This window comes from Serratia sp. AXJ-M, from assembly GCF_046531865.1.
In the GTDB taxonomy this organism is placed as follows: Bacteria; Pseudomonadota; Gammaproteobacteria; order Enterobacterales; family Enterobacteriaceae; genus Serratia; species Serratia liquefaciens.
On record NZ_CP059394.1, the window covers coordinates 1034889 to 1060938 of the forward strand.

Below are 26050 nucleotides of genomic sequence, written 5' to 3' on the forward strand. Positions count from 1 at the left end.
ACCGGCCATGAGCCGGTGTTTTTTTAATGCTTTTCCTCAGGTTCGTCGTCACCGGAGGCGCGCGCTTCGATACGCAGGCTGCTGTCGCTCAGCCTTTCCTCTTTCCCCTCGCCGGCACAGCGTGCCAGCACTTCGCGAATATCCTGCATGTTGCTGCTCAGGGCGCTAAGCGACGGTTGCAGAGTACGGCTCATGCGGCTTTCATCCAGCGAAGCGCTGTGCAGACAGCCGATGAACAACAGCGTGGCCAGCAGGGTAAACAGCCGATGTTTTACCTGTTTCAGCAATGGCATCTCTTCTTTCCGGTGGCTGGGTGAGCGTATTAACACCGCTTTAGGTGAGCAAGAAAAGAGGCTGGAGATATCTGCTGGCAATTGGCGGAGAATAATTACCAGCAGAAACAGTTACGTCAGCCTGCGTCAGGAAATGTCTGCCGCCTGTCGCAGGGGGTTCAGCATGCTGCGCATGTCGTTACCGGTCGGCGTTTGATGCACCCGCAAATCGAATTCGTTAATCACCGCCAGGATATGGTCAAAGATATCCGACTGAATGCTCTCGTATTCAGCCCAAACCGTGGTGTTGGTGAAGGCGTAAATCTCCAGCGGTAAACCTTCTGGCAGCGGTGCCAACTGACGCACCATCAGCGTCATATTCTGGTGAATACCGGGGTGAGCGCGCAGATAGGCCACCAGGTAAGCGCGCAGCGTGCCAAGGTTGGTCAGGCGGCGGCCGTTGAGCGGTGAACTGAGATCTACGCCAGTCTGCTGATTATGTTGGCTCAGCTCCTGCGTTTTATCGTTCAGATAGCGTTGCAGCAGTGGGTTACGGTTCAGGCGCTGTTGTTCTTCCTCCGACAGGAAATGCACGCTGGTGGTGTCGATATTGATACTGCGCTTGATGCGACGGCCACCGGATTCCGACATGGAGCGCCAGTTTTTGAAGGAGTCGGAGATCAGCGCGTAAGTCGGGATGGTGGTCACGGTATTGTCCCAGTTGCGCACTTTCACCGTGGTCAGGCCAATGTCGGTCACCGCGCCATCGGCGCCGTATTTCGGCATTTCCAGCCAGTCGCCGATGCTCAGCATGTCGTTAGCGGAAAGCTGGATGCCGGCCACCAGGCCGAGGATCGGGTCCTTAAAGACCAGCATCAGCACCGCAGTCATCGCCCCCAGGCCGCTGAGCAGCAGCAAGGGTGATTTTCCCATCAGCAGTGAAACGATCATGATGCCGATCAGGATCGCCGCGACCAGCTTCAAGCCCTGGAAAATACCGCGCAGCGGCAACTGATTGGAGATCGGGCTTTGGCGCAGCATTGCCAGCAGCGTGTCCAGTAAGGAAAACAGCGACAGCAGGGCGAAGCCCATGATCCACACCTGAGCGGCGGTGACAATAATCGCCTGGGTCTCACTGCCGGCGTGCAGCCACAGCACCGCCTGCAGATTAATGATCACCCCTTGCAGCAACAGTGCCATGCGCTGGAACAGCTTGTACTGGGTGATCGCCTGCTGCCAGACACGCTGCGACCGTTGGCCACGGCGTTGGATTGCTGCCAACACCACGCGGTGCAACACCAGGTGGATCACTACCGAAATCAGGACGATCAGTCCCAGCACCATCAGCAGGGACATGACTCCGCTAAATTCCAGCCCGAATTTTTCCAGCCACAGGGTTATCTGTTGTTGCATTGCCGCTCCTTTAAAAAATGCGCAAAAAATATCCAACACACTCAAAAGACGTTAGCCTAATGGTTACGGGTCATAATGTGCGGCTGTTTACCCTTTTTTACATAGGGTTAGCGCTGACTGCTTATCTCCACCCCCCGGCTCCTCCCCGAGTTTACCGGCCAGAGAGGAGGGGGACTGACACTCAACGTGGCATTGTTCGTGGCATTGAATAACGTCGTCGATTTCGTTTTGTACAGCTGGAGGAAAGTCATGCTTAACGCCTGGCATCAACCGGTCCCGCCTTTTGTGGTGAAGAAGGGACAACGCCTGGATATCACGCTGTGGTTACAGGGCAATGAACTGCCTGAACAGGTTTTTTTACGCGCCGAGCCGGACAATGAAGAATGGCTGCTGATCATGAAAGGGCAGCAGGTTGGCGGGTTGCAGCGGTACCAGGCCAGCCTGACCCTGAATGAGGGCGAGGCAACCCGCCGTTACTGCTTCAAGCTGGTCTGGGCCGACCGCCAGCAATGGTTCGGTCCACAGGGAGAGTCTCTGACGCCGCCGGGACAATTGACGCAATTTGCCGTCGACGTGCCCGACAGCAGCCCGCAATGGGTGGCCGACCAGATTTTCTATCAAATCTTTCCCGATCGCTTTGCCAGCAGCGGCGGCGAACACGGCATTCAGAGCGGCAGCTATCGTCACCATGCCGCCGGCTGCGATGTCGTTCGCTGTGACTGGCAGCAGCCGCTGGAGGACCGACACGCCGCATCCACCTTCTATGGCGGCGACCTGGACGGCATTAGCCAAAAATTGCCTTACCTGCAGCAGTTGGGCGTGACGGCGCTCTATCTGAACCCGATCTTTACCGCACCCAGCGTGCATAAATACGATACCGAAGACTATTATCAGGTCGATCCCTATTTGGGCGGCAACGTCGCCTTGCAACGTTTGCGAGTGAGCACTCACAAGGTGGGGATGAAACTGGTACTCGACGGGGTATTTAACCATACCGGCGATTCCCACCCGTGGTTTGATCGTCACCAGCAAGGCGACAGCGGCGCTTGCCACCACCCGGATTCTCCCTATCGTGGCTGGTTTAATTTCTACCCGGATGGCCGTGCGCTTGACTGGAAGGGCAACGCCAGCCTGCCGAAGCTCAACTTTGCCGAACCCCAGGTGGCGGAGGCGATTTATCGCGGTGAGGGCAGCGTAGTGCGCCATTGGTTACGCCCGCCCTACAGCATTGACGGCTGGCGGCTGGACGTGGTGCATATGCTGGGTGAAAACGGCGGGGCCACCGGCAACCTGCGGCATCTGGCAGGCATTTATCACGCGGTTAAGCAGGAAAATCCGCAGGCCTATGTACTGGGCGAGCATTTTGGCGATGCGCGGCGCTGGCTGCATGCCGGCGTTGAAGATGCGGCGATGAACTACATGGGCTTTGCCCTGCCGGTGAGGGGGTTTCTCGCCGGATTGGACGTCGCGCATCACCCGGTGCGGATGTCGGCGGCGGAGTGTGCACAATGGATGGACGGCTACCGGGCAGGCTTGCCGCATGGCCGCCAGTTGATCCAGTTCAATCAACTCGACAGCCACGATACCGCGCGCTTTCTGACGCTATTGCAGGGCAACCGGGCGCGGATGCAGATGGCGGCAGTGTGGCTGATGAGTTGGATCGGTGTGCCCTGTTTATATTATGGCGATGAAATTGGCCTGGATGGCGCCAACGATCCGTTCTGTCGTAAACCCTTCCCGTGGGATGAGAGCCACTGGGATCGGCCCCTGCTGGCTTTGTTCCAGCGAATGGCGGCGCTACGCAAACAGAGCCTGGCGCTGCGTCGCGGTGGCTGTCAGGTGCTGCACGCGGTCGGAGAGACCTTGGTATTTGTGCGTCTCTATCAACAAGAACAGGTGTTGGTGGCATTGCAGCGTGCTGGCAGCGGTGCAGTGACGTTGCCGTACACGCCGTTGCTGGCCGCAGGCCAATGGCAGCGGCTGGAAGGAAAGGGCGAAATGGAAGAAACGCAGAATGCGATGGTGCTGCAGCTGGGTGAAGAGTCCGTGACCCTGTGGCGGCGGCTGGGTTAAGGCAGGAAGGGCCGATATTCTGCAATGCTGTTCACTTAAGCCTGACGGGCATTTTTTATTCGGTCCCTGAAGGCTCAGTGCAGGCAGAATTGCCGTCAATATCCCGCATTTCTCTGCCGCCGCAATGAACGGCAATGGGAGGGGCCGTAGGCGCGGCCCCTCCACCCGCGCCCTCGCTTAACACCCTCTGTCCGCTACGCGGATACCCTCGCTGCACCCGCGTTGTCGGGCGGGTCGGCTACGACAAACCTCCCTGTTAGTCTCGCCTCAACCGGCCTTCCCTGGCCGGTTGCCCCTGACAATGCCGCCTTGCTCGGCAGAGGGTGATGCGCGCCAAGGTCAACACCCGCATCAGCAGCCACCGGGCAACTTATCCCCTGAGTTTGACGTTGAGTGATGAAAGACAGTGAAAATGGTGAGATGAGCACGTTGTTGGCTGCCCTTGAAGACGTCGAACGCAGGAGCGGCGCATAGGCGAAACCGCCATGGACGGCGGTTTCAGGCGAGACAGGCAGGGACGCCTGTCGTAGCCGGCCGTGATGCGGCGTGATGAAGTGAGAGTCGTTGGCGCAGCCAACCGTCTGATAGGGCAAAGGCGCGGGTTGCAAGGGACCGCGCCTACGGTCCCTTGCTCGGTCGGAGCTTCAGAACCTCATGGAGCTTTGCCCGTTTATCGACCGAAAAGAACATTGAACAGGCGTAAAAAACACCTTAAGTGAACGACATTACGATATTCCGGCCCTTAATTCAGTGAGTGGGCGTTCACACGCCCAATGAGCCGATCAATATCCCACGGCAGAACCGGCTGGGCGGCGAACGTCATTGGCACCGTACAGGTAGCCTTCGCGCACCTTGCCGGACACTGCCGAATCGTTGCCGGAGTTGGCCGGGCTGACTCCCGCGGCACCCGGCAGGCCCACCAGAATCAGCTCGGCCGCGCCCCACGGCGTTTGCTCAACCATCTTGTAACCCATACCGGCAAGGATTTTAAGCGTATCGGCAGAAACGCCGCGCTGCTCGTAGTAAACCTCATCCGGCAACCACTGATGGTGGATACGTGGCGCATCTACCGCCTCTTGCGGCGCCATGCCGTGGTCAATCACGTTGAGCGCGGTCTGCAGGGTGATGGTGATGATGCGGGAGCCGCCCGGCGAGCCGAGTACCATAAAGATTTTATTGTCTTTGGTCACCAGCGTCGGGCTCATCGATGATAGTGGGCGCTTACCGGGGGCAATGCTGTTGGCGGTACCCTGCACCAGGCCATAGAGGTTTTTCTCGCCGACCTTGACGGTGAAGTCATCCATTTCATCATTGAGGAAGAAGCCGGTGCCCGGTGCGATCACCACCGCGCCAAAGCGGCCGTTAACGGTATAGGTGGTAGAGACGGCGTTGCCATCATGATCGACAATCGAGTAATGGGTGGTTTCCGGCTTCTCGTGGGGTTCCATGCCGGGCTGTACGTTTTCCGACGGTGTAGCTTTGTCAGCGACGATTTTCTTGCGGATTTCTTCGGCATAGCTCTTGCTGACCAGCCTGTCGATCGGATTCTTGATGAACTCCGGGTCGCCAAGGTAGGTGTTGCGGTCCATATAGGCGTGGCGCATCGCTTCGGTCATGGTATGGATTGCCGCTGCCGAATTGAAGCCCATGCTTTTCAGGTCATAACCCTCAACCACGTTGAGGATTTCGCACAGCGTCACGCCGCCTGAGCTGGGTGGGGGCGCCGATACAAATTTATAGCCGCGATAGCTACAGGTGATCGGCGGGGTTTCGGTCACTTTGTAGTTGGCGAAATCGGCCGCGGTCAGGATACCGCCGCCTTGTTTGGCTGCCGCCTCTACCGCTTGGGGGATTTTGCCTTTGTAGAAGGCGTCTGGCCCCTCTTTGGCGATAGCGGTCAGGGTGTTGGCCAAATCGCTTTGCACCAGGCGATCGCCCGGCTGCAGTGGCGTGCCGTCAGCGCGCAGGAAGATTTTGGCGGATTCCGGATCTTGCTTAAAGCGCGCGACGGTCGTATCGAGAATATCGGTGTCGGCACGGGTCAAGATAAAGCCCTCGCGCGCCAGTTTGATGGCCGGCGCCATGACCTGTTCGCGGCTCAGCTTGCCGTATTTAACGCGCGCAGTTTCCATTCCCAGTACCGTACCCGGCACGCCCGCCGCCAGATAGCCATACAGGCTGGCACCTTTCTTCACGTTGCCCTCGGCATCCAGATACATGTTGGCATTGGCCGCCGCCGGCGCGGTTTCACGGAAATTGATAAAGGTATCGGTGCCGTCAGCCAGGTGCACCGTCATAAAGCCCCCGCCGCCGATGTTGCCGCAGCACGGGTTGACCACCGCTTGCGCGTAACCCACAGCCACGGCTGCGTCTATGGCATTACCGCCCAGTTTCAGGATATCGACGCCGACCTGAGAGGCCAGATGTTGCGATGTTACCACCATGCCGTTTTTGGCTTCGACCGCCGGATTGGATGCGGCATACAGGCTGCTGCTGACCAGCAGCGCCGCCATGGTCAGCGGCTTGCTCCATTTCTGTAAAAACATAGTTATTCCTACCCTGTCAGTTTTCTTATTGTGTTTGGCTTGCCACCGGTGTCGTGCAAAGAGTGGGCCAGCGTTATTGATACTAGCTGCTGATAGGGATACGCGCGGAAAACCGCCGGGGAAATGTGAGCGGAAACAAGGAAATGAAGCACGATAACTGGGCAGTACGCCCTAATTTGGCGCAAAAAAAACCGGCCACAAGGGCCGGTTGATACGCTAACGGGCTGAAATTACAGCTTGGAAGCGTTTTCGGACAGGTATTTAGCTACGCCGTCTGGAGAAGCGCCCATACCTGCTTTGCCTTTTTCCCATTGAGCCGGGCACACTTCGCCGTGCTGCTCGTGGAATTGCAATGCGTCAACGGTACGGATCATTTCGTCGATGTTACGGCCGATTGGCAGGTCGTTAACAACCTGAGCGCGAACCACGCCGTCTTTGTCGATCAGGAAAGAACCACGCAGGGCAACGCCTGCTTCTGGGTGCTCGATGCCGTAAGCTTTCTGAATTTCACGCTTAATGTCAGCAACCATTGCGTATTTCACTTCCCCGATGCCGCCATTTTCGACTGGGGTTTTACGCCATGCGTTGTGGACAAATTCTGAGTCGAATGAAACGCCAACCACTTCAACGCCACGCTTCTGGAACTCTTCATAGCGGTGATCGAAAGCGATCAGCTCAGAAGGACATACGAAGGTGAAGTCCATCGGCCAGAAGAACAGGACGGCCGGTTTGCCGTTCAGGTGCTTCTTGAAGTTGAAGTTTTCAACGATTTCGCCATTGCCGAGTACGGCAGCTGCGGTGAAGTCAGGGGCTTGACGAGTTACCAGGACCATAATTACTCCTGTAATAGGTGTTAAGGGGTTGATGTAAAAACAAGGGCCAGTATAGGGGCCACGACTGGGTGAATAAAGGGTAAAAGACCAATCAATGAGATAGCTTTTACCTATCAAAGTCGTTGATTAAATTTAGCGAGCTTTAAAAATAACCTTTTCCCGTAAAAGGGCAAGGCTTAAAAAGCAATTTCTTGTAAAGCGTCGCATTTTCAATGGGTTTGGTTTGACCTTACAGCTTTTTCTCTTTTGCCTGCTGCATCATCTGTGGGTAAAACTGCCAGAACTGTGTTTCAAGCTGATGATAATTGCGCTCTACGTCGGCGAAAGAGCCCGCCAGCGCCGCCAGGCGTGGACGACGGCTGGCCATGCCCGCCAGCACGTTGCCGATAAACGGCAGTTCGGCGTAGCGCTCCAGCCAGCGTTCCGGCCAGAGATAACCGTTCAAATTCTGAAAGCGCGCCGGCGTCAGTGGCAAATGCGGCACGATCTGGCTGCGGGCTTGCTGGGTAAAGCCGTGCAGGCTGAGGGACGGTTCCAGTTGCTGCCAGTGGCGAGCCAGAAAGTGATCCCATACCACGTCGAGCGTGATTGGCGCTACGCGCCGGTGTTCTGCAGAGAAATAGTCGCGGCAGGCTTTGACCTGCGGCAGGCTGTCGGTCAATACGTCGACGCGGCGGTGCATCATAATGCCGGCCACCACCTCGGGATCGTACTCGCCTGCGGGGTTGCCGCGCACGAAGTCGGCCAACAGATTGCCCAGTAACGAGCTTTCCGCAAGCTGGGCCAAATGGAGATGAGCGAGAAAATTCATCCGGCAACTATACCTGAAGTCATGCAAATCCTCCTTATTTCTTGCCGCTGACCGCCCACAGCTTTAGACTAGGCCGCCTGTTTTTTATGACCAACATACCCGTCGCCTTTCAAGCCGCAGTGTTGTTGGCTGCACTTGCCCACTCCGGTCACTTACTCAAGTAAGCTCCCGGAGATGGGCAAGCTGGCCGCCTAACTGCAACTTGAAATGCATAGGGTATATACAATTGAAGAAGTGAATACCCATGCGCGTCGCCGATTTTTCATTTGAACTTCCCGAGTCCCTGATTGCCCGCTATCCCCAATCTGAGCGTAGCGGTTGCCGCTTGCTGCAGTTGGACGGGCCGAGCGGGGCGCTGACGCACGGCGTATTCACCGATCTGCTGGATAATCTGGAAGCCGGCGATCTGTTGGTGTTCAACAATACCCGGGTGATCCCGGCCCGCATGTTTGGCCGCAAGGTCAGCGGCGGCAAGATTGAAGTTCTGGTCGAGCGCGTGCTGGATGACCATCGTGTGCTGGCGCATGTTCGCGCGTCGAAGGCCCCTAAGCCGGGCGCCGACCTGCTGCTGGGCGACGATGAAAGCATCGCCGCCACCATGGTGGCGCGTCACGATACGCTGTTCGAACTGCGTTTCAACGATGAGCGCGACGTGTTCACTATCCTCAATGCCGTCGGCCACATGCCTCTGCCACCTTATATCGATCGCCCGGACGAAGACGCTGACCGCGAGCTTTATCAGACGGTCTACAGCGAGAAGCCGGGTGCCGTCGCTGCGCCTACCGCCGGGCTGCACTTCGATGAGCCGCTGCTGGCCGCGCTGCGCGAGAAGGGCATCGAGATGGCCTTTGTCACGCTGCATGTGGGCGCCGGCACCTTCCAACCGGTGCGGGTGGAAACCATCGAAGAACACGTCATGCACGCCGAATATGCGGAAGTGCCGCAGGACGTGGTTGACGCGGTATTGGCCTGTAAAGCTCGCGGCAAGCGCGTGGTGGCGGTAGGCACGACCTCGGTGCGTTCCCTGGAAAGCGCCGCCAACGCCAGCAAGGAGGCGTTAATTGCCCCGTTCTTCGGCGACACCAGCATCTTTATCTTCCCCGGCTACCATTATCAGGTGGTTGACGCGCTGGTGACCAATTTCCACCTGCCGGAGTCCACGCTGATTATGCTGGTTTCCGCCTTTGCCGGTTATAAAAACACCATGAATGCTTATCAGCAGGCGGTGGCCGAGCAGTACCGATTCTTCAGCTATGGCGATGCGATGTTCATCAGCCGTAACCCGCAGGCGGAGCAAGAGTCCGTCGGCGCCTGATTTTCTGGGCTGCGCATCTGGCGCGGCCCTGTTTTAACGACATCAGACTGTTTCTCTGATGCTGGAGGCTTTGTGAAGTACGAATTAGACACTACCGATGGCCGCGCTCGCCGTGGCCGCCTGATCTTTGACCGCGGCGTGGTGGAAACCCCGGCCTTTATGCCTGTCGGCACTTACGGCACGGTAAAAGGCATGACGCCGGAAGAAGTGAAAGAGACTGGCGCGCAGATCCTGCTGGGCAACACCTTCCACCTGTGGCTGCGCCCAGGCCAGGAAATCATGAAGCTGCATGGCGATCTGCATGATTTCATGCAGTGGCATGGCCCGATCCTCACCGATTCCGGCGGCTTCCAGGTGTTCAGCCTGGGAGCAATGCGCAAGATTAAAGAGGAAGGCGTTCATTTCCGTAACCCGATCAACGGCGACAAGGTGTTCCTCAGCCCGGAAAAATCGATGGAAATCCAGTATGACCTGGGTTCCGACATCGTGATGATTTTCGACGAATGTACGCCGTACCCGGCAGATTGGGACTACGCCAAGCGTTCGATGGAAATGTCACTGCGCTGGGCGCAGCGCAGCCGCCAGCGTTTTGACGAACTGAATAATAAAAATGCGTTATTCGGCATTATTCAGGGCGGTGTTTACGAAGATTTACGTGATGTTTCAGTAAAAGGGCTGGTGGATATCGGTTTTGATGGTTACGCTGTGGGCGGCCTGGCGGTCGGTGAGCCAAAAGAGGATATGCACCGCATTCTTGAACATGTTTGCCCGCAAATTCCGGAAGATAAGCCGCGTTACCTGATGGGCGTCGGCAAGCCGGAAGACCTGGTTGAAGGCGTGCGTCGCGGTATCGATATGTTCGACTGCGTGATGCCAACGCGTAATGCCCGTAACGGCCATCTGTTCGTGACTGACGGTGTGGTAAAAATCCGTAATGCCAAGCACAAGGATGATACTTCTCCGCTGGATAAAGACTGTGATTGCTATACGTGTCGCAATTACAGCCGCGCCTACTTGCATCATCTCGATCGTTGCAACGAAATACTGGGTGCCCGATTGAACACCATTCATAACCTGCGTCACTACCAACGCCTGATGGCGGGTTTACGCGAGGCCATTGAACAGGGTAAATTAGAGCTGTTTGTTGCGGATTTCTACGGTCGGATCGGTAAACCGATTCCACCTTTAAACGCTTGAATTAATAATTGATAACTTAATGAGGGAATTTCAATGAGCTTTTTCATTTCTGACGCCGTCGCATCCGCAGGGGCTCCGGCTCAGGGAAGCCCGTACTCTCTGATCATTATGCTGGTGGTGTTCGGTCTGATTTTCTATTTCATGATCCTGCGCCCACAGCAGAAACGCGCTAAAGAGCACAAGAAGCTGATGGACTCGATCGGCAAGGGTGATGAAGTGCTGACCACCGGTGGCCTGATTGGCCGCGTGACCAAAGTGGCTGACACCGGCATTATCGCCATTGCGCTGAACGACACCACGGAAGTGATGATCAAGCGTGACTTCGTGGCGGCCGTTCTGCCGAAAGGTACCATGAAGGCCCTGTAATTTTGTTTTCCCGAAGGGAATTGCCGTGCTAAACCGTTATCCTTTGTGGAAGTATCTGATGCTGATCGTGGTGATCTTCATCGGTCTGCTTTACGCGCTTCCCAACATCTATGGTGAGGATCCGGCTGTACAAATCACTGGCGCGCGCGGTGTCGCCGCCAGTGAAACTACACTGGACCAAGTCCGTACCGTATTAGAAAAAGACAAGATTACGAGCAAGTCGATTGCGCTGGAAAATGGCGCCATTCTGGCTCGCTTTAGCAATCCTGATATTCAGCTGCGTGCCCGTGAGGCCCTGATGGCGGAACTGGGTGACAAGTTCGTGGTTGCGCTTAACCTGGCGCCGGCCACACCAGCCTGGTTGGCCATGCTGGGCGCCGAACCGATGAAACTCGGTCTGGACCTGCGCGGTGGCGTGCACTTCCTGATGGAAGTCGACATGGACACTGCCCTGAGCAAGCTGCAGGAACAGACCATGGATACCCTGCGCAGCGAGCTGCGTGAGAAGGGCATTCCTTATGCGTCTATCCGCAAGCTGGACAACAACGGCGTGGAAGTGCGTTTCCGTGACGATGCTGCCCGCGATCAGGCCATCAGCTACCTCAGTCCGCGTCAGCGCGACATGGTGTTCTCTGCCAACGGCAGCAACACCCTGAAAGCCAACTTGACGGATGCCCGCCTGAGCGAAGCGCGCGAATACGCGGTACAGCAGAACATCACTATCCTGCGTAACCGCGTTAACCAGCTCGGCGTTGCCGAACCGCTGGTGCAGCGTCAGGGCTCCGACCGCATCGTGGTCGAACTGCCGGGCATTCAGGATACCGCTCGCGCCAAAGAGATCCTCGGCGCTACCGCTACGCTGGAATTCCGCCTGGTTAACACCAATGCGGACGTCACGGCTGCGGCAAATGGCCGTGTCCCAGGCGACTCAGAAGTGAAAGACACCCGTGAAGGCCAGCCTGTCGTGCTGTACAAGCGTGTGATCCTGACCGGTGACCATATCACCGACTCCACTTCCAGCACCGACGAATATAACCAACCGCAGGTGAACATCTCGCTGGACAGTGCCGGCGGCACTGCGATGTCCAACTTCACCAAGGACAATATCGGCAAGCCGATGGCGACCCTGTTTGTGGAGTACAAGGACAGCGGCAAGAAAGACGCCAATGGCCGTGCGATTCTGGTGAAACAGGAAGAAGTGATCAACGTGGCGAACATTCAGTCACGTCTGGGCAACAGCTTCCGTATTACCGGTATCGGCAACCCGAACGAAGCACGTCAGCTTTCGCTGCTGCTGCGTGCCGGTGCGCTGATTGCGCCAATCCAGATTGTGGAAGAGCGTACAATCGGCCCGACCCTTGGACAACAGAACATCACCCAAGGTCTGGAAGCCTGCTTGTGGGGCTTGGTGGCATCCATCGTGTTTATGGTGGTTTGGTACCGTAAGTTCGGCATGATCGCCACCACGGCGCTGGTCGCCAACCTGGTGCTGATTGTCGGCGTGATGTCCCTGCTGCCGGGGGCGACGCTGACCATGCCGGGGATTGCCGGTATCGTGCTGACGCTGGCGGTGGCGGTCGACGCCAACGTACTGATTAACGAACGTATCAAGGAAGAGCTGAAGAACGGACGTTCCGTTCAGCAGGCGATCCATGAGGGCTATAAAGGCGCGTTCTCCAGTATCGTTGACGCCAACATCACCACCCTGATCACCGCGATCATTCTGTACGCAGTAGGTACCGGTTCGATCAAGGGCTTTGCGATTACCACCGCAATCGGTGTGGCGACGTCCATGTTCACCGCGATTGTCGGTACCCGTGCCATCGTCAACCTGCTTTACGGCGGCAAACGCATTAACAAGCTGTCTATCTGAGGAGTGCGTTGTGGCACAGGATTATACTGTTGAACAACTCAACTACGGCCGTAGAGTCTATGACTTTATGCGCTGGGATTACGTGGCCTTCGGCATCTCGCTGGTGCTGCTGATCGCGTCAATCGCCGTTATGTCGGTACGCGGTTTTAACTGGGGTCTGGATTTCACCGGCGGTACGGTGATTGAAATCAGCCTGGAGAAACCGGCCAACCTCGATCTGATGCGCGATACGCTGGAAAAAGCCGGGTTCCAGGACCCGGTTATTCAGAACTTTGGCAGCAGCCGTGACGTGATGGTGCGTATGCCACCGGCGACCGGTACCGCTGGCCAGGAACTGGGTAACAAAGTGATCGGCGTGATCAACGATTCGGTCGACAAAAATGCTAGCGTAAAACGCATAGAGTTCGTCGGCCCGAGCGTGGGGACCGAACTGGCGCAAAACGGCGGCATGGCGCTGCTGGTGGCGTTGATCAGTATCCTGATCTACGTCGGTTTCCGCTTCGAATGGCGTTTGGCGCTGGGGGCGGTTATCGCGCTGGCACACGACGTGGTCATCACCTTGGGCGTGCTGTCGCTGTTCCATATCGAGATTGACCTGACCATCGTCGCTTCATTGATGTCGGTTATCGGTTACTCGTTGAACGACAGCATCGTGGTTTCCGACCGTATTCGTGAGAACTTCCGCAAGATCCGCCGCGGGACGCCTTACGAAATCATGAACGTGTCGCTGACCCAGACGCTGAGCCGTACTTTGATGACCTCCGGTACCACCCTGATGGTGGTGCTGATGCTGTACATCTTCGGCGGCGCGATGCTGCACGGCTTCTCTCTGGCTATGTTGATCGGTGTGTCTATCGGTACCGTATCCTCCATCTACGTGGCGTCCGCGCTGGCGTTGAAGCTGGGTATGAAACGTGAACACATGCTGCAGCAGAAAGTGGAGAAAGAGGGCGCAGATCAGCCTTCTCTCTTGCCGTAATCTGTCGGTGAGTTGAAATACGATGCCGGTCCGGTTTATCCCGACCGGCATTTTTTTGCCTGAAAATCGCTAATCCAGACTGGTTAGCGTTAGTCGGTTAAGCGCGTTCACCAGTTCTGCCAGGCTACCCGCCTGCATTTTTTCCATCACTCTGGCCCGATGCACTTCGACGGTGCGCACCGCGATAAAGTGATGTTCGGCGATCTGTTTGTTGGTCATTCCTGCGGCTACCGCACGGGCAATATCGCGTTCGCGCGGTGTCAGCGCGCCGAAAAGCTGTTGCCGTTGGCGTTGCTCAACCTGACGTTGCGAATGGATAATGCCGCGCTCCAGTGCTTCAATCAGCGGCGCGGCGGCGATCGGTTTTTGTAGAAAATCGACGGCTCCCAGCTTCATTTCCTCCACGGCCATGGCAATATCGCCGTGACCGGTGACGATCACCACCGCCAGCGTACTGTTTTGCCGCCGCAGCTGTTGATGAACCTGTTGCCCGTCAATCCCCGGCATCCGGATATCCAGCATGACGACGCCGCATTGATAGGGATCGATGCTGTCGATGAATTTTTGACTGTCGTGCCAGGTTTGTACCCGATAATTCAGCCCTTCGAGTAAAAAGCGGCAGGCGTCGGTAACGGCAAAATCATCATCAACCAGATGTATCAGCGCCATGGCTGGGATCCTTTTGAATGACAGGGAAGTGCAGAATCACGCGCAGCCCCTGTCGTTGTGCGGAAGCTAAGTAATTTTCCAGCGTCAGCTCTGCGCCTTGGCCCTTCAACAGCCGCTGGCAGATCACCAACCCTAACCCGAGACCTTCCTGTTTGGTACTGCGGAAGGGCACGAACGGCAGTGCCAGTTGTTCGTCGCTGAGCCCGCCGCCATCGTCTTCAACGATCAACCGGTGCTGATGTGCGTCGGCTTCGTGGCGCAGCGTGATTTGTAGGGCACCCGCCTGCAGGCTGTTGCTCAACAGATTGGTGAGCACTTGCTCTAATAACGTCGCCTGGCTGTACAGCTGACTCTGCGACGGGATGTTAATGGTTAATCGGCACTGCGGATGCTGTTGTTTTATTTGCATCAATTGGATGACGTGTTCCACCAGCGGGCGCAGTAACAGCCATTGTGCATTTTCGTCATGGGGTGTTTTGCTGGCCCAGCGTCGCAAGTTAACGATACTCTCCGCACCACGCTGCGCCTGCTGGCCAATCTGTTCGAGGATTGGCAGCAGTTCATGTTGGTTGTCGCTGCGCTCCAGACGGATACGACACCCTTCCGCATAGTGGCGGATCGCCGCCAGCGGTTGGTTAAGCTCATGGGCAAAACCGGAGGCCATTTCGCCCAGGGCGCTGAGGCGCTGCGCCCGGGCCAGAGCAGTTTCTCTGGCACGTAGCGTCTGGTGCATTTGTTCGAGTTGGCGCCCGCGGCGGCGTACCAGATAACCTACCCACAGATGATTGGCGCCGAGCAATACCATCACCCCGAAAATTCCACTGAGCAGCAGCCAATGCTGCTGTGCCCAAAGGTACAGTTCCTGCCAGAGAGAACGCTGCGTCGGGTGGATATTCAGATCCTGCAGCAGCTGATTAACCTGACGTGATGACGCCGGGGCTCCCCAAACCGGCAAACCGGGGGTGTTCATCTGCAGCAACTGGCGAGTTAATTCGTCTGCCAACCGGTCCGGCACGTGGTTTAAGGCGGCAAAGGACCAGTTAGGGTACAGTTCGGTGCTGGTCAGGCAGCGCTGGTCGCTTTGCTTCGCCAGCAGTGCGCGATAATCACCGGCACGCAGTAACCCTTCCGCCTGCATTTTTTCCAACAGGCAAACCGGCACAATCACCGCATCCAATGCCCGATCGCGCAATTGATACAGTAGAGCATCCGCCGGGTAACCGCTGAAGTGCAGCTGCAGATCTTTCTCCGGGTTCAGGCCCGCGGAAAGCAGTTCTTTGTAACCCAGCAGGTAGCCGCCAAAAGCATCGGTAGCGACGGCACCAACGTTCTTTCCGGTCAGTTGGCGGGGCGTAGTTATTAGACTGTCGCTGCGCACCAGTATGACGCTGCCGACGACGTTGCTTGAGCCCTGCAGAGGGGGTTGGGCTGAACGCAGTGAAACCAGCCAGCGCAGTGGATAGCGGTTATCCAGTTGAACGTATTGAGCCGGGTTGGTGAGCAGAAAATCGACGCGCTCGCTGCGGACGGCCTCTTTCATACCGCTGAGGCTCACTGGCGACAGTTGGAAATGGTCTGCGGGAAACTGGCGGTTAAGGTGATCGACCAACGGCTGCCATTGGACCAGCGCATGGGCATCGCCACGCAGCGCCAGCACCGCTATCGTCCATTGTTCCGCCCAGGCTGAGCTCAACCAACTGCCCAGCAACAGAAGTAGCGCTGCTCTTTTCACATCATCTCCGCTTTTATGATCCCCATCACCGGTCTGAATTGTCCTGGATCAAGCCGTCGACGGTAATGTGGTAAACCACAATATTGGCGACCGGTTGCCCTTTTTACACTCCCTTGTATCAGTTCCCCGGCAGGTACTTATTGGGAGAAATCAATGGACAGTGGGAAACGTCAGTTTTTACAACGGCTAGGAGCGCTCACCGCCGGCGCTGCGCTGGTGCCGCTGGCGCAGTCAGGTTGGCAGTTACAGCCGGCCCGTCGCGAAGGCAACGGTGAAAAACGCATGGCGATGCTGATTGATTTGCGTCGCTGCATTGGCTGTCAGGCATGCACGGTCAGTTGCGCGGTGGAAAACCAACTGCCTCAGGGGCAATTTCGCACCAGTGTACTGCAATATCAGGTCACCCTGGAGGGTCAGGCATCGACCACCAACGTGCTGTTGCCACGGTTGTGCAATCACTGCGATAACCCGCCCTGCGTGCCGGTTTGCCCGGTACAGGCCACTTTCCAGCGGCAGGACGGCATTGTGGTGATCGATAACACCCGTTGCGTTGGCTGTGCCTATTGCGTACAGGCCTGCCCTTATGAGGCGCGCTTTATCAACCATGAAACTCAAACCGCGGACAAATGCACGTTCTGCGTGCATCGGCTGGATGCCGGACTGCTACCGGCCTGTGTCGAATCCTGTGTCGGGGGCGCACGGATGATTGGCGATCTTAACGATCGTCAGGGAGTGTTGAGGCGCACTTTGGAACAGCACCAGCCTCAGCTCAAGGTACTCAAGCCCGAGCAGGGCACGCATCCGCAGGTTTTCTATCTGGGGCTGGATGAGGCTTTCGTCAGCCATGTCCGGGGGCAACCGGCGTTGTGGCAGGAGGTGCACGCATGATCCGCGAAATCATGGCCCGTCCGCAGGAGATCGCCTGGCTGCCCTGGGCGGTGCAGTATTTCTTCTTCATCGGTTTGGCCTGCGGCAGCGTCGTTATTGCCGTCTGGCTGCGCTGGCGTGAACCCAATAAAACGGTCCGGCTGGAACTGGCCGCCGTCTCGTTGGCAGTCGTGAGCGGCACCGTGGCGCCATTGGCTCTGAGTGCCGATCTGCACCAACCTGCCCGTATCTGGCATTTTTACGCGCACTTTACGCCCTGGTCGTGGATGTCGCTCGGCTCGCTGTTCTTGCCGCTGTTTACCCTGCTAGTGATGGGCTATTTCGCGCTGCTGATGCGTAGCCGGTTGAGAGCGGAAACCTTGCCATTCTTGGCGCGTTGGTTGCAGATATTCCCGGCCTGGCGCGAGGAAAAATGGCTACGTTGGGTGGCGCTGGCCACCTTGCTTTCGGCAGCCAGCATCTTGCTCTACACCGGGCGCGAGGTATCCGTCCTCAGGGCGCAGCCGCTGTGGTACAGCCTGTGGTTGCCCTGGTTGCTGTTGCTTACCGCTGTGCAGGCCGTTCCGCCGCTGTTGGCCTGCTGGTTGCGGTACGAACCGCAATGGCAGCCACGTCTGGCTGGCTATCAGGCAGTGAGTTTGCTGTTGCTGTGCTTCTCTTGCCTTGGCTGGTGGCTGGATGGCAGCACGTCCTCTGCCGCGTTGCATCGCTTGGCAAGTCAAGGCGTGGTTTGGCGTTTGGCCGGCATCGCCGTTGTCGTCTCGATCTTGTTGTTGTTGGCGCTGGCCTGGCGAGTTCGCAGCCAAGCGCTGGGGGCAAAAGGGTTGCTGGGCCAGTGCATGGTCTCGCTGTTGCTCTGCTGGGGTGTGCGTTGGCTGCTGCTGATGCAAACCCAGACGCTGCCTAAGTTCAACGTATTAACCAATCCCTATGTGCTACCGCTCGGCAGCGAAGGGCTGTTGGCGATTCTGGGCACTTTGGGGTTGTGGATAGCGTTAATCATTGGGATCCGTGAATTACAGCATCAGTTGATGGAGAAAAAACATTATGGCTAAGTCAACGCGGCGTCAGTGGTTAAAAGGCGGCCTTGCCTTGGGCGGGTTGACGCTGTTCGGCGCCAGCTACAGCGAGATGGTGCAGAAGGTGTTTACCGGGCTGCGCGACGGCAGCAGCGGTAAATTGACGCTGGACAGGATCAGCGCCAACGCCTTGCCGACCGAAGGGCGTCGACACCCCGATGGCTGGCAGGCCAACCCACAGCAGGCAGTATCGATGACCCAGTGTTTTGGCTGCTGGACGCTATGCGGGGTGCGGGTCAGGGTGGATCGCCAGAACCACCAGATCTTGCGGATCGCCGGTAATCCTTACCATCCGCTGTCTCACGATCGTCACTTTCCCTACGCTTTGCCGGTGGCGGACGCGCTCAACCGTCTGGGGGGCGATGAGGGCCTTGAACAACGCTCGACGGCCTGCGCCAGGGGCGCGACCTTGCTGGAGGGATTAACCAGCCCTTACCGCGTGCTGGAGCCGATGAAGCGGGTAGGGCCGCGCGGCGGCGGGCAGTGGCAACGCATCAGCTTTGAACAGCTGATTCAGGAAGTGGTGGAGGGCGGCGATCTGTTTGGCGAAGGGCCGATCGAGGGGCTGCGGGCTATCCGCGATCTCGACACGCCGCTCGATCCGGCTCAGCCTTTGTTGGGCCCCAAGGCCAATCAACTGTTGGTCACCAATGCCGGCGATGAAGGCCGGGACGCGTTCATCAAACGTTTCGCGCAAAACGCCTTCGGGACACGTAACTTCGGTCATCATGGTGCCTATTGTGGATTGGCCTATCGTGCCGGTTCCGGGGCTTTAATGGGCGATTTGGAAACCAATGCCCACGTCAAACCGGACTGGGATAATTTGCGCTTTGGCCTGTTTCTCGGCACTTCACCGGCGCAGTCCGGCAACCCGTTCAAGCGCCAGGGGCGCCAACTGGCCAATGCCCGCATGCGCGACGAGTTTCGTTACGTGGTCGTGGCTCCGGCATTGCCGTTGACCACGACCCTGGCCAACGATCACAACCGTTGGGTGCCGGTGTTGCCCGGTACAGACTCTGCGTTGGTCATGGGGATGATCCGCTGGATTATCGAACAGGAACGTTATAACGCAGACTACCTGGCGTTGCCAGGCGAGGTGGCAATGCAGGCCGCCGGTGAAAAAAGCTGGACCAATGCCACGCACCTGGTAGTCACCGATGAAGATCACCCCTTGTGCGGACAGTTTTTGCGTCAGGAACATCTGGACGGCAGCACGCCAGGAGAGTCAGAGAGTTCGCCTTTGGTATGGGATGAGCAGCGCGGTCAGCCGGTAGCGGCCAACCTGGCGCTGCGGGGGCCGTTGCGGGTGGATCAGCCATTACGGTTGGTCGACGGTTCGCAGGTTCGGGTGCGTTCGAGCTTCCTGTGTCTGCAACAGGCGGCTGAGCGCTTTACGCTGGCTGAATACAGCGCGCGCTGCGGCGTCAGTGCCGAGACCATTGCCGCACTGGCCAAAGAGTTTACCTCTTACCAACGGCAAGCGGCGGTGATTGCCCACGGCGGCATGATGAGCGGCAACGGCTTTTATAACAGTTGGGCGGTGATGATGCTCAATGCGCTGATCGGCAACCTGAACCTTAAGGGCGGTGTTTCGGTAGGCGGCGGCAAATTCAAAGAGTTTGCCGACGGGCCACGCTATAACCTCAAGACGTTTCCCGGCATGGTGAAACCGAAAGGATTGGTGCTATCACGCAGCAAGCAGGCGTATGAACAATCCGACGAATATCGCCGCAAGCTCGAGCAAGGGGAAAAACCTTACCCGGCGCGCGGGCCTTGGTACCCGTTCGTGGCGGGCCAGTTCACCGAACAGTTGGCACCGGCGCTGATGGGATATCCCTACCCGCTAAAAGCCTGGATCAGCCATATGGGCAACCCGCTGTATGGCGTGGCCGGTCTGCGTGAGGTGGTTGAGCGGCGGCTGAAGGATCCGCGGCAGCTACCGCTGTTTATTGCGATCGATGCTTTTATTAACGAAACCAGTGCGCTGGCGGACTATATCGTCCCGGATACGCATAACTTCGAGAGTTGGGGCTTTACCGCCCCCTGGTCCGGCGTGATGGTGCGGGCGAGCACTGCACGTTGGCCGGTGGTGCCGTCACGTACGGCGAAAACGGCCGATGGGCAGCCGGTGGCGCTGGAGAGCTTTGTCATTGCGCTGTCTAAAGCTATGGATTTACCCGGCTTTGGCGACGGCGCATTGCAGGATCCACAGGGCAACCGCTTCGGGCTGCACAATGCCGAAGATTATTATCTGCGGGCGGCGGCCAACGTGGCCTTTGCCGGTGAACCGCTGCCCGAGGTGACGGAAAGCGAGCTGCGATTGACCGGGGTCGATCGCCTGCAACCGGCGCTGGATAGCGTGTTGAAAGCGGATGAGCGACAGCGTGTGGGCTATCTGCTGGCGCGCGGTGGGCGTTTTGCGCCTTATGAGCAGGCCTGGCGTGGCGATGAAACCGGCCCGCAGTGGAAAAAGGGATTGAATATCTGGAATGAAGAGGTGGCCCGCCACCGCCATGCGATGACGGGAGAACGCTATAGCGGCTGTCCGACCTATTACCCGCCGCGTTTTGCCGACGGCTCTGATGTCGGGGAGCACTATCCGCCAGAGGCATGGCCGTTCCGTTTGATGTCGTTCAAATCGCATCTGATGAGCAGCTCTACGGCACCGATCGATCGCTTGCGTGCGGTGAAACCGGCCAATCTGGTGGCGCTGAATCCGGCCGATGCGCGACGCTATGCGCTGCGGCATGGCGATCGGGTCAGGTTGCAGACCCCGGGGGGCAGCGTCGAAGCCCAGATCAGCCTGCTGGATGGTGTGATGCCTGGCGTAATTGCTATTGAGCATGGTTATGGCCATCGTGAGATGGGCGCGCGGACACACACACTGGATGGTCAACCGTTGGCCGCGGATGCACGCATTGCCGCCGGCATTAATCTCAACGACCTCGGTTTGCCCGATCCGACCCGCGAAATCAGCAATAGCTGGCTGGATTGGGTCAGCGGCGCGGCGGTGCGCCAGGGGTTGCCGGCAAGGCTGCAGCGGTTGAGCTAAGCGGTAGGCCCACGCTCGGTCAAGGCCGGGAGTGGGCATTCAAAAGCTTAGTGCTGAGGGACGGCGGCCGTAGTGGGCTCTACGCTGTGCAGTCGCACATAGCCTAATTGCTCTGGCGTCAGGCCGCTGAAACGCAGCTCAAAGCTGTATTCTGTTTTTGGCAGCAGCGAGTCCGCGGTGGCGATAGGTTGTGAAAGCGCATCGGCCGTCAGCGGTTTACCGGTAGCCGCATCTAGCTGGCCCCATTCCACTACCGCCTTGAACGCAGGCAAGGAGGCTTGTGACAAGGTGCGAACGTGCAACAAGGCCTGGGCGCCGTTAGCCTCGGTTTTTACGTGGCTAAGTGACACGCTCAGTTCGCCGAGATTGCTGTGCAGACGGGCGGCATTATTGGCAGCAGGCACCAGATAGACGCCGCTTGTGGAGTTCTGATTCAGCTGGTTTTGCTGTTCCAGCGCCGTGGCCTGATTGGTCAGGATGGTGAGTTTCTGATTCAGTTCAACCACCTGGTTACGCAGCTTCGGCACTTCGCGAGTTTGTGCGCATCCGGCCAGCAGAACCAGTGCGCTGAGCAGGCAAATTTTGGGGTAACGGGTTGTCATGGCGGGTATTTCCTATTCAACATCTCCTGATATCAGCTTAGCCCGCCTGGTGGGGAAAGTCATGTTCGTCGCCTTTTGGGGCGCTATTTCGAAGAGGGGCTCGCAACAAATAACCGGCGGCCTTTGTTGTGACCGCACTTCGGGGTAAACTGTTCTTAACTATGAAAACGTTTATCAGGACGTGTTATGCATTGCCCTTTCTGCGCCGCCGTTGATACCAAAGTCATTGATTCTCGCCTGGTGGGTGATGGTTCGCAGGTGCGCCGTCGCCGCCAATGTCTGGTTTGTAATGAACGTTTCACCACCTTTGAAGTGGCTGAACTGGTGATGCCGCGGGTCATAAAAAGCGATGAAGTTCGCGAGCCCTTCAACGAAGACAAACTGCGTCGCGGCATGCTGAAAGCGTTGGAAAAGCGCCCGGTCAGCTCCGACGACGTGGAAAACGCGATTAACCACATTAAATCCCAACTGCGTGCCACCGGCGAGCGTGAAGTGCCGACTAAACTGGTGGGCAACCTGGTGATGGATGCGCTGAAAAAGCTGGATAAAGTGGCCTATATTCGCTTTGCCTCGGTTTATCGCAGCTTTGAAGATATCCGCGAATTTGGCGAAGAGATCGCCCGTCTGCAGGACTAAGGGAGCTTTGATGCATAACGACGAATTGTATATGGCGCGCGCCTTCGAACTGGCGCGGCTGGGGCGTTTTACTACGGCACCTAACCCTAACGTCGGCTGCGTGATTGTGCGCGATGGCGAAATCGTCGGCGAAGGCTACCATTTGCGCGCCGGTGAACCCCATGCGGAAGTGCATGCGTTGCGCATGGCGGGCGAAAAAGCCCGTGGTGCCACGGCTTACGTCACGTTGGAGCCGTGTAGCCACCATGGCCGCACGCCGCCTTGTGCCGATGCATTGGTCGCCGCCGGTATTACCCGTGTGGTTGCGGCGATGCAAGATCCTAATCCGCAGGTCGCCGGTCGTGGTTTGTATAAGCTGCAGCAGGCCGGGCTGGACGTACGCCACGGTGTGATGCTGGCCGAAGCCGAGGCGGTGAATCTGGGCTTCCTCAAGCGCATGCGCACCGGCTTCCCTTATGTACAACTGAAGCTGGGTGCCTCGCTGGATGGGCGCACGGCAATGGCCTCTGGCGAAAGCCAATGGATCACCTCTGAGCAGGCGCGTCAGGACGTGCAGCGGTTGCGGGCGCAAAGCGCCGCGATTCTCAGCACCAGCGCTACGGTGCTGGCTGATGATCCGTCACTGACGGTTCGTTGGGATGAGCTGGACGCCGAAACTCAAAGCATTTATCCGCGTGAAAACCTGCGCCAGCCGTTGCGCATTATCCTCGACAGCCAAAATCGCGTCACGCCTCAGCATCGGGTGGTTAATCAGCCGGGTGCAACCTGGTTGGCACGCCTGCAGGCGGACGCTCAAACCTGGCCGCAGGACGTCGAGCAACTGACGTTTCCGGCGCACGGCGGCGGAGTCGATCTGGTGGTGATGATGATGCAACTGGCGAAACGCCAGGTGAACTCGATCTGGGTAGAGGCCGGTGCACAGCTCGCCGGTGCCTTGCTGCAGGCGGGGCTGGTCGATGAGCTCATTTTGTACATCGCGCCAAAACTGTTGGGCGATAATGGCCGCGGTCTGTGTCAACTGCCGGGCCTTGAGCGTCTGGCCGATGCGCCGGAGTTTGTTTTCAGCGAAGTACGGCAAATTGGCCCCGATTTGCGGCTGCGGTTGAAGGCAAAATACTGAATTTAATGCCCGCGAGCCGGGGCGGTCAGCGTTTTACAAAACCGCCCGCGCAGGCAGATAAAGAATGTGATAGAATCCGCCCCCCTGCGGGGTATTGAACCCATTTTTAAGGAAAGCCCATGAAAGTTATCGAAGGTGTTGTTGCTACTCCAAATGCCCGTGTGGCGATCGCAATTGCACGTTTTAACAATTTCATCAACGACAGCCTGCTGCAAGGTGCTATCGATGCACTCAAGCGCATTGGCCAGGTTGCTGACGACAACATCACCGTTGTCTGGGTCCCGGGCGCTTACGAGCTGCCGCTGACTGCGCGCGTGCTGGCTAACACCGGCAAATACGATGCGGTTATTGCACTGGGCACCGTTATCCGTGGGGGCACCGCGCACTTCGAATATGTCGCGGGCGAAGCCAGCTCCGGCCTGGGCAGTGTTTCTTTGAACACTGAAATCCCGGTTGCCTTTGGCGTGCTGACAACCGAGAGCATCGAACAGGCTATCGAACGTGCCGGCACCAAAGCGGGCAACAAGGGTGCTGAAGCTGCTCTGACCGCACTTGAAATGATTAATGTTATCAAAGCTATTAAAGCCTGAATTTAGTTAAGGGGAATTCCGTGAAACCTGCTGCTCGTCGCCGCGCTCGTGAGTGCGCTGTTCAAGCGCTTTACTCTTGGCAGTTGTCTAAAAATGACATTGCCGATGTTGAACACCAGTTCCTGACGGAGCAAGATGTCAAAGATGTGGACATCGCCTATTTTCGGGAGCTGCTGTCCGGCGTGGCGGTGAATGCAGGTCTGCTGGATGGCCTGATGGCACCTTACCTGTCGCGTCAGCTCGAAGAGCTGGGCCAGGTGGAAAGAGCCGTTCTGCGCATTGCGCTGTTTGAGCTGAAAATGCGTGAGGACGTGCCGTACAAGGTGGCTATCAATGAAGCGATCGAGCTGGCGAAAACCTTCGGCGCTGAAGACAGCCACAAGTTTGTGAATGGCGTGCTGGATAAAGCAGCACCAAGCATCCGCAAGAAAAAATAAAAAATTAAGGCCGGTATCCCCGGCCTTAATTTCTTCTATTGGAACATCGACCATGGCATGTGGCGAATTTGACCTCATTGCCCGCTATTTTGACCGGTTTAAGAGTCTGCGCCGGGACGTACAGTTGGGCATTGGAGATGACTGCGCACTCCTGACAGTGGCAGAAAAACAGCTTTTGGCCGTCAGTACCGATACCCTGGTTTCGGGCGTTCACTTCCTGCCGGACATCGATCCGGCCGATCTCGGCTACAAAGCGTTGGCAGTTAACCTGAGCGATCTGGCGGCTATGGGCGCGGATCCAGCCTGGCTTTCACTGGCATTAACCCTGCCGGAAGTGAATGAGCCCTGGTTGAAGGCGTTCAGCGACAGTCTGTTCGAACAACTTAATTATTACGGCATGCAGTTGATTGGCGGCGACACCACGCGTGGCCCATTGAGCATGACGCTGACAATCCACGGTCTGATCCCGGCCGGCCGGGCGTTGACCCGTGGCGGCGCACGTATTGGCGATTGGATCTACACCACCGGTACGCTGGGTGACAGCGCCGCCGGGTTGGCTGTTTTGCAGGATCGCCTGCAGGTGGCGGACGCCGATGCTCGCGATTACCTGATTGGGCGCCATCTGCGGCCCCAGCCGCGGGTGCTGCAAGGGCAGGCGCTGCGCGATCTGGCCAGCTCGGCGATTGATATTTCGGACGGTCTGATTTCCGATCTGAAGCACGTATTGAAAGCCTCCGAGTGCGGTGCGCGCATCAATTTGGATGAGCTGCCGCTGTCGCAGGCGCTAAGCAGCCACACCGATGCTGAACAGGCGTTACGCTGGGCGTTGACCGGCGGAGAGGATTACGAGCTGTGCTTCACCGTACCGGAGATCAATCGCGGCGCGTTGGAAGTGGCGTTGAGCCATTTGGGCGCGGATTACACCTGCATTGGTCAGATTGGCCCGCTTTCGGAAGGCATCAAGTTCTATCGCAACGATGAAGCGGTTGAGCTGCCATGGCACGGTTTCGATCATTTCAGCGAAGGGCAGGCGTAACATGGATGAAGCAACACGTCGCTTGCGGATGAGCAATCCGTGGCACCTGTTGGCAACCGGCTTCGGCAGCGGTTTGTCACCGGTGGTACCGGGCACCATGGGGTCGCTGGCGGCAATCCCGTTCTGGTTGTTGTTGATCCAACTGCCGTGGCAACTCTATTCGCTGCTGGTGATGTTCAGCATCTGCATCGGCGTTTATTTGTGCCACCAGACGGCCAAAGATATGAAGGTCCATGATCACGGTAGCATCGTCTGGGACGAATTTGTCGGGATGTGGATCACGCTGATGGCGCTGCCGGTCAACGACTGGCAGTGGGTTGCCGCGGGCTTTGTGATTTTCCGCATTCTGGATATGTGGAAGCCGTGGCCGATCCGTTGGTTCGATCGCAACGTGCACGGTGGCATGGGGATTATGATCGACGACATCGTCGCCGGGGTGATTTCCGCCGGTATCATCTACCTGATTGGTCATCACTGGCCTGCCGGGCTGTTCTGATGACAAGGGCGCAGTTCATCATGCTGCGCCCTTGA

The 26050-nt window shown here is 57.6% G+C and carries 23 protein-coding genes; 15 read left to right on the forward strand and 8 right to left on the reverse strand.

The features are described from left to right. Positions 1-23 precede the first annotated feature (23 nt). The gene (locus H0S68_RS04820) at positions 24-287 is read right to left on the reverse strand and encodes a hypothetical protein (protein WP_048759760.1); all 264 of its coding nucleotides are present in this window, start codon (positions 285-287) and stop codon (positions 24-26) included. Positions 288-419: 132 nt separating this feature from the next. Further along, complete coding sequence (locus tag H0S68_RS04825; RefSeq protein WP_046374368.1) at positions 420-1685, reverse strand: mechanosensitive ion channel family protein; 1266 nt, start codon at positions 1683-1685, stop codon at positions 420-422. Between the two features lie 249 nt (positions 1686-1934). Between H0S68_RS04825 and malZ the strand changes: the two genes are divergently transcribed. Beyond that, positions 1935-3758: a maltodextrin glucosidase gene (gene malZ / locus H0S68_RS04830; protein ID WP_410529200.1), complete on the forward strand. Its 1824-nt coding sequence runs from the start codon at positions 1935-1937 to the stop codon at positions 3756-3758. 782 nt (positions 3759-4540) lie between these two features. On the opposite strand, the gene ggt is transcribed toward malZ, so the two are convergent. From ggt to H0S68_RS04845, 3 genes are all read right to left on the reverse strand, one after another. After that, positions 4541-6304, reverse strand: coding sequence for a gamma-glutamyltransferase (gene ggt / locus H0S68_RS04835; RefSeq protein WP_046374366.1), 1764 nt, complete (start codon positions 6302-6304; stop codon positions 4541-4543). Between the two features lie 230 nt (positions 6305-6534). Then, entirely contained in the window at positions 6535-7137 is a 603-nt protein-coding gene (locus H0S68_RS04840) for a peroxiredoxin C (protein WP_020825459.1), read from the reverse strand. Positions 7138-7366: 229 nt separating this feature from the next. After that, positions 7367-7948: an ACP phosphodiesterase gene (locus H0S68_RS04845; protein WP_020825460.1), complete on the reverse strand. Its 582-nt coding sequence runs from the start codon at positions 7946-7948 to the stop codon at positions 7367-7369. Positions 7949-8192: 244 nt separating this feature from the next. Here H0S68_RS04845 and queA point away from each other — a divergent pair, with 244 nt between their 5' ends. The 5 genes from queA (at position 8193) to secF (ending at position 13678) form a co-directional block, all read left to right on the forward strand. Continuing rightward, positions 8193-9263, forward strand: a complete 1071-nt coding sequence (gene queA / locus H0S68_RS04850; RefSeq protein WP_020825461.1) for a tRNA preQ1(34) S-adenosylmethionine ribosyltransferase-isomerase QueA — start codon at positions 8193-8195, stop codon at positions 9261-9263. Positions 9264-9335: 72 nt separating this feature from the next. Then, positions 9336-10460, forward strand: a complete 1125-nt coding sequence (gene tgt, locus H0S68_RS04855; RefSeq protein ID WP_020825462.1) for a tRNA guanosine(34) transglycosylase Tgt — start codon at positions 9336-9338, stop codon at positions 10458-10460. A gap of 33 nt (positions 10461-10493) precedes the next feature. After that, the gene (gene yajC / locus H0S68_RS04860) at positions 10494-10826 is read left to right on the forward strand and encodes a preprotein translocase subunit YajC (protein ID WP_004949246.1); all 333 of its coding nucleotides are present in this window, start codon (positions 10494-10496) and stop codon (positions 10824-10826) included. Positions 10827-10851: 25 nt separating this feature from the next. Continuing rightward, positions 10852-12699 carry a protein translocase subunit SecD gene (gene secD, locus H0S68_RS04865; RefSeq protein WP_071844576.1) on the forward strand — a complete coding sequence of 616 codons (1848 nt, stop codon included), beginning with the start codon at positions 10852-10854 and terminating at the stop codon, positions 12697-12699. A gap of 10 nt (positions 12700-12709) precedes the next feature. Continuing rightward, positions 12710-13678 carry a protein translocase subunit SecF gene (gene secF / locus H0S68_RS04870; RefSeq protein WP_020825464.1) on the forward strand — a complete coding sequence of 323 codons (969 nt, stop codon included), beginning with the start codon at positions 12710-12712 and terminating at the stop codon, positions 13676-13678. Positions 13679-13747: 69 nt separating this feature from the next. Here secF and ttrR read toward each other — a convergent pair whose 3' ends face one another. Together ttrR and ttrS are read right to left on the reverse strand one after the other, a co-directional pair. Next, on the reverse strand, positions 13748-14347 hold the full coding sequence (gene ttrR, locus H0S68_RS04875) for a tetrathionate respiration response regulator TtrR (protein WP_115059871.1): 600 nt from the start codon (positions 14345-14347) through the stop codon (positions 13748-13750). Next, positions 14325-16079, reverse strand: a complete 1755-nt coding sequence (gene ttrS / locus H0S68_RS04880) for a tetrathionate respiration histidine kinase TtrS (protein WP_410529201.1) — start codon at positions 16077-16079, stop codon at positions 14325-14327. The genes ttrR and ttrS overlap by 23 nt, the downstream gene beginning before the upstream one ends. 153 nt (positions 16080-16232) lie before the next feature. On the opposite strand from ttrS, the gene ttrB reads away from it, so the two are divergent. The 3 genes from ttrB to ttrA are packed head-to-tail and all read left to right on the forward strand — an operon-like array spanning position 16233 to position 21098. Continuing rightward, entirely contained in the window at positions 16233-16967 is a 735-nt protein-coding gene (ttrB, locus tag H0S68_RS04885; protein WP_129982662.1) for a tetrathionate reductase subunit TtrB, read from the forward strand. Then, entirely contained in the window at positions 16964-18022 is a 1059-nt protein-coding gene (gene ttrC, locus H0S68_RS04890) for a tetrathionate reductase subunit TtrC (protein WP_217330883.1), read from the forward strand. The genes ttrB and ttrC overlap by 4 nt, the downstream gene beginning before the upstream one ends. Then, positions 18015-21098: a tetrathionate reductase subunit TtrA gene (ttrA, locus tag H0S68_RS04895; protein WP_410529202.1), complete on the forward strand. Its 3084-nt coding sequence runs from the start codon at positions 18015-18017 to the stop codon at positions 21096-21098. The genes ttrC and ttrA overlap by 8 nt, the downstream gene beginning before the upstream one ends. A gap of 47 nt (positions 21099-21145) precedes the next feature. On the opposite strand, the gene H0S68_RS04900 is transcribed toward ttrA, so the two are convergent. Further along, positions 21146-21700, reverse strand: coding sequence for a DUF3251 domain-containing protein (locus tag H0S68_RS04900; RefSeq protein WP_020825470.1), 555 nt, complete (start codon positions 21698-21700; stop codon positions 21146-21148). 186 nt (positions 21701-21886) lie between these two features. Between H0S68_RS04900 and nrdR the strand changes: the two genes are divergently transcribed. From nrdR to pgpA, 6 genes are all read left to right on the forward strand, one after another. After that, a complete protein-coding gene (gene nrdR / locus H0S68_RS04905; RefSeq protein WP_004949256.1) occupies positions 21887-22336 on the forward strand; it encodes a transcriptional regulator NrdR in 450 nt (149 codons plus the stop codon). Between the two features lie 10 nt (positions 22337-22346). Continuing rightward, a complete protein-coding gene (gene ribD / locus H0S68_RS04910) occupies positions 22347-23456 on the forward strand; it encodes a bifunctional diaminohydroxyphosphoribosylaminopyrimidine deaminase/5-amino-6-(5-phosphoribosylamino)uracil reductase RibD (RefSeq protein ID WP_020825471.1) in 1110 nt (369 codons plus the stop codon). 119 nt (positions 23457-23575) lie between these two features. Next, complete coding sequence (gene ribE / locus H0S68_RS04915; RefSeq protein WP_012005513.1) at positions 23576-24046, forward strand: 6,7-dimethyl-8-ribityllumazine synthase; 471 nt, start codon at positions 23576-23578, stop codon at positions 24044-24046. Between the two features lie 20 nt (positions 24047-24066). Then, the gene (gene nusB / locus H0S68_RS04920) at positions 24067-24483 is read left to right on the forward strand and encodes a transcription antitermination factor NusB (RefSeq protein WP_020825472.1); all 417 of its coding nucleotides are present in this window, start codon (positions 24067-24069) and stop codon (positions 24481-24483) included. A gap of 52 nt (positions 24484-24535) precedes the next feature. Then, positions 24536-25519, forward strand: a complete 984-nt coding sequence (gene thiL / locus H0S68_RS04925; RefSeq protein WP_116691067.1) for a thiamine-phosphate kinase — start codon at positions 24536-24538, stop codon at positions 25517-25519. 1 nt (position 25520) lies between these two features. Next, positions 25521-26015, forward strand: a complete 495-nt coding sequence (pgpA, locus tag H0S68_RS04930) for a phosphatidylglycerophosphatase A (protein WP_041414271.1) — start codon at positions 25521-25523, stop codon at positions 26013-26015. Positions 26016-26050: the final 35 nt, after the last annotated feature.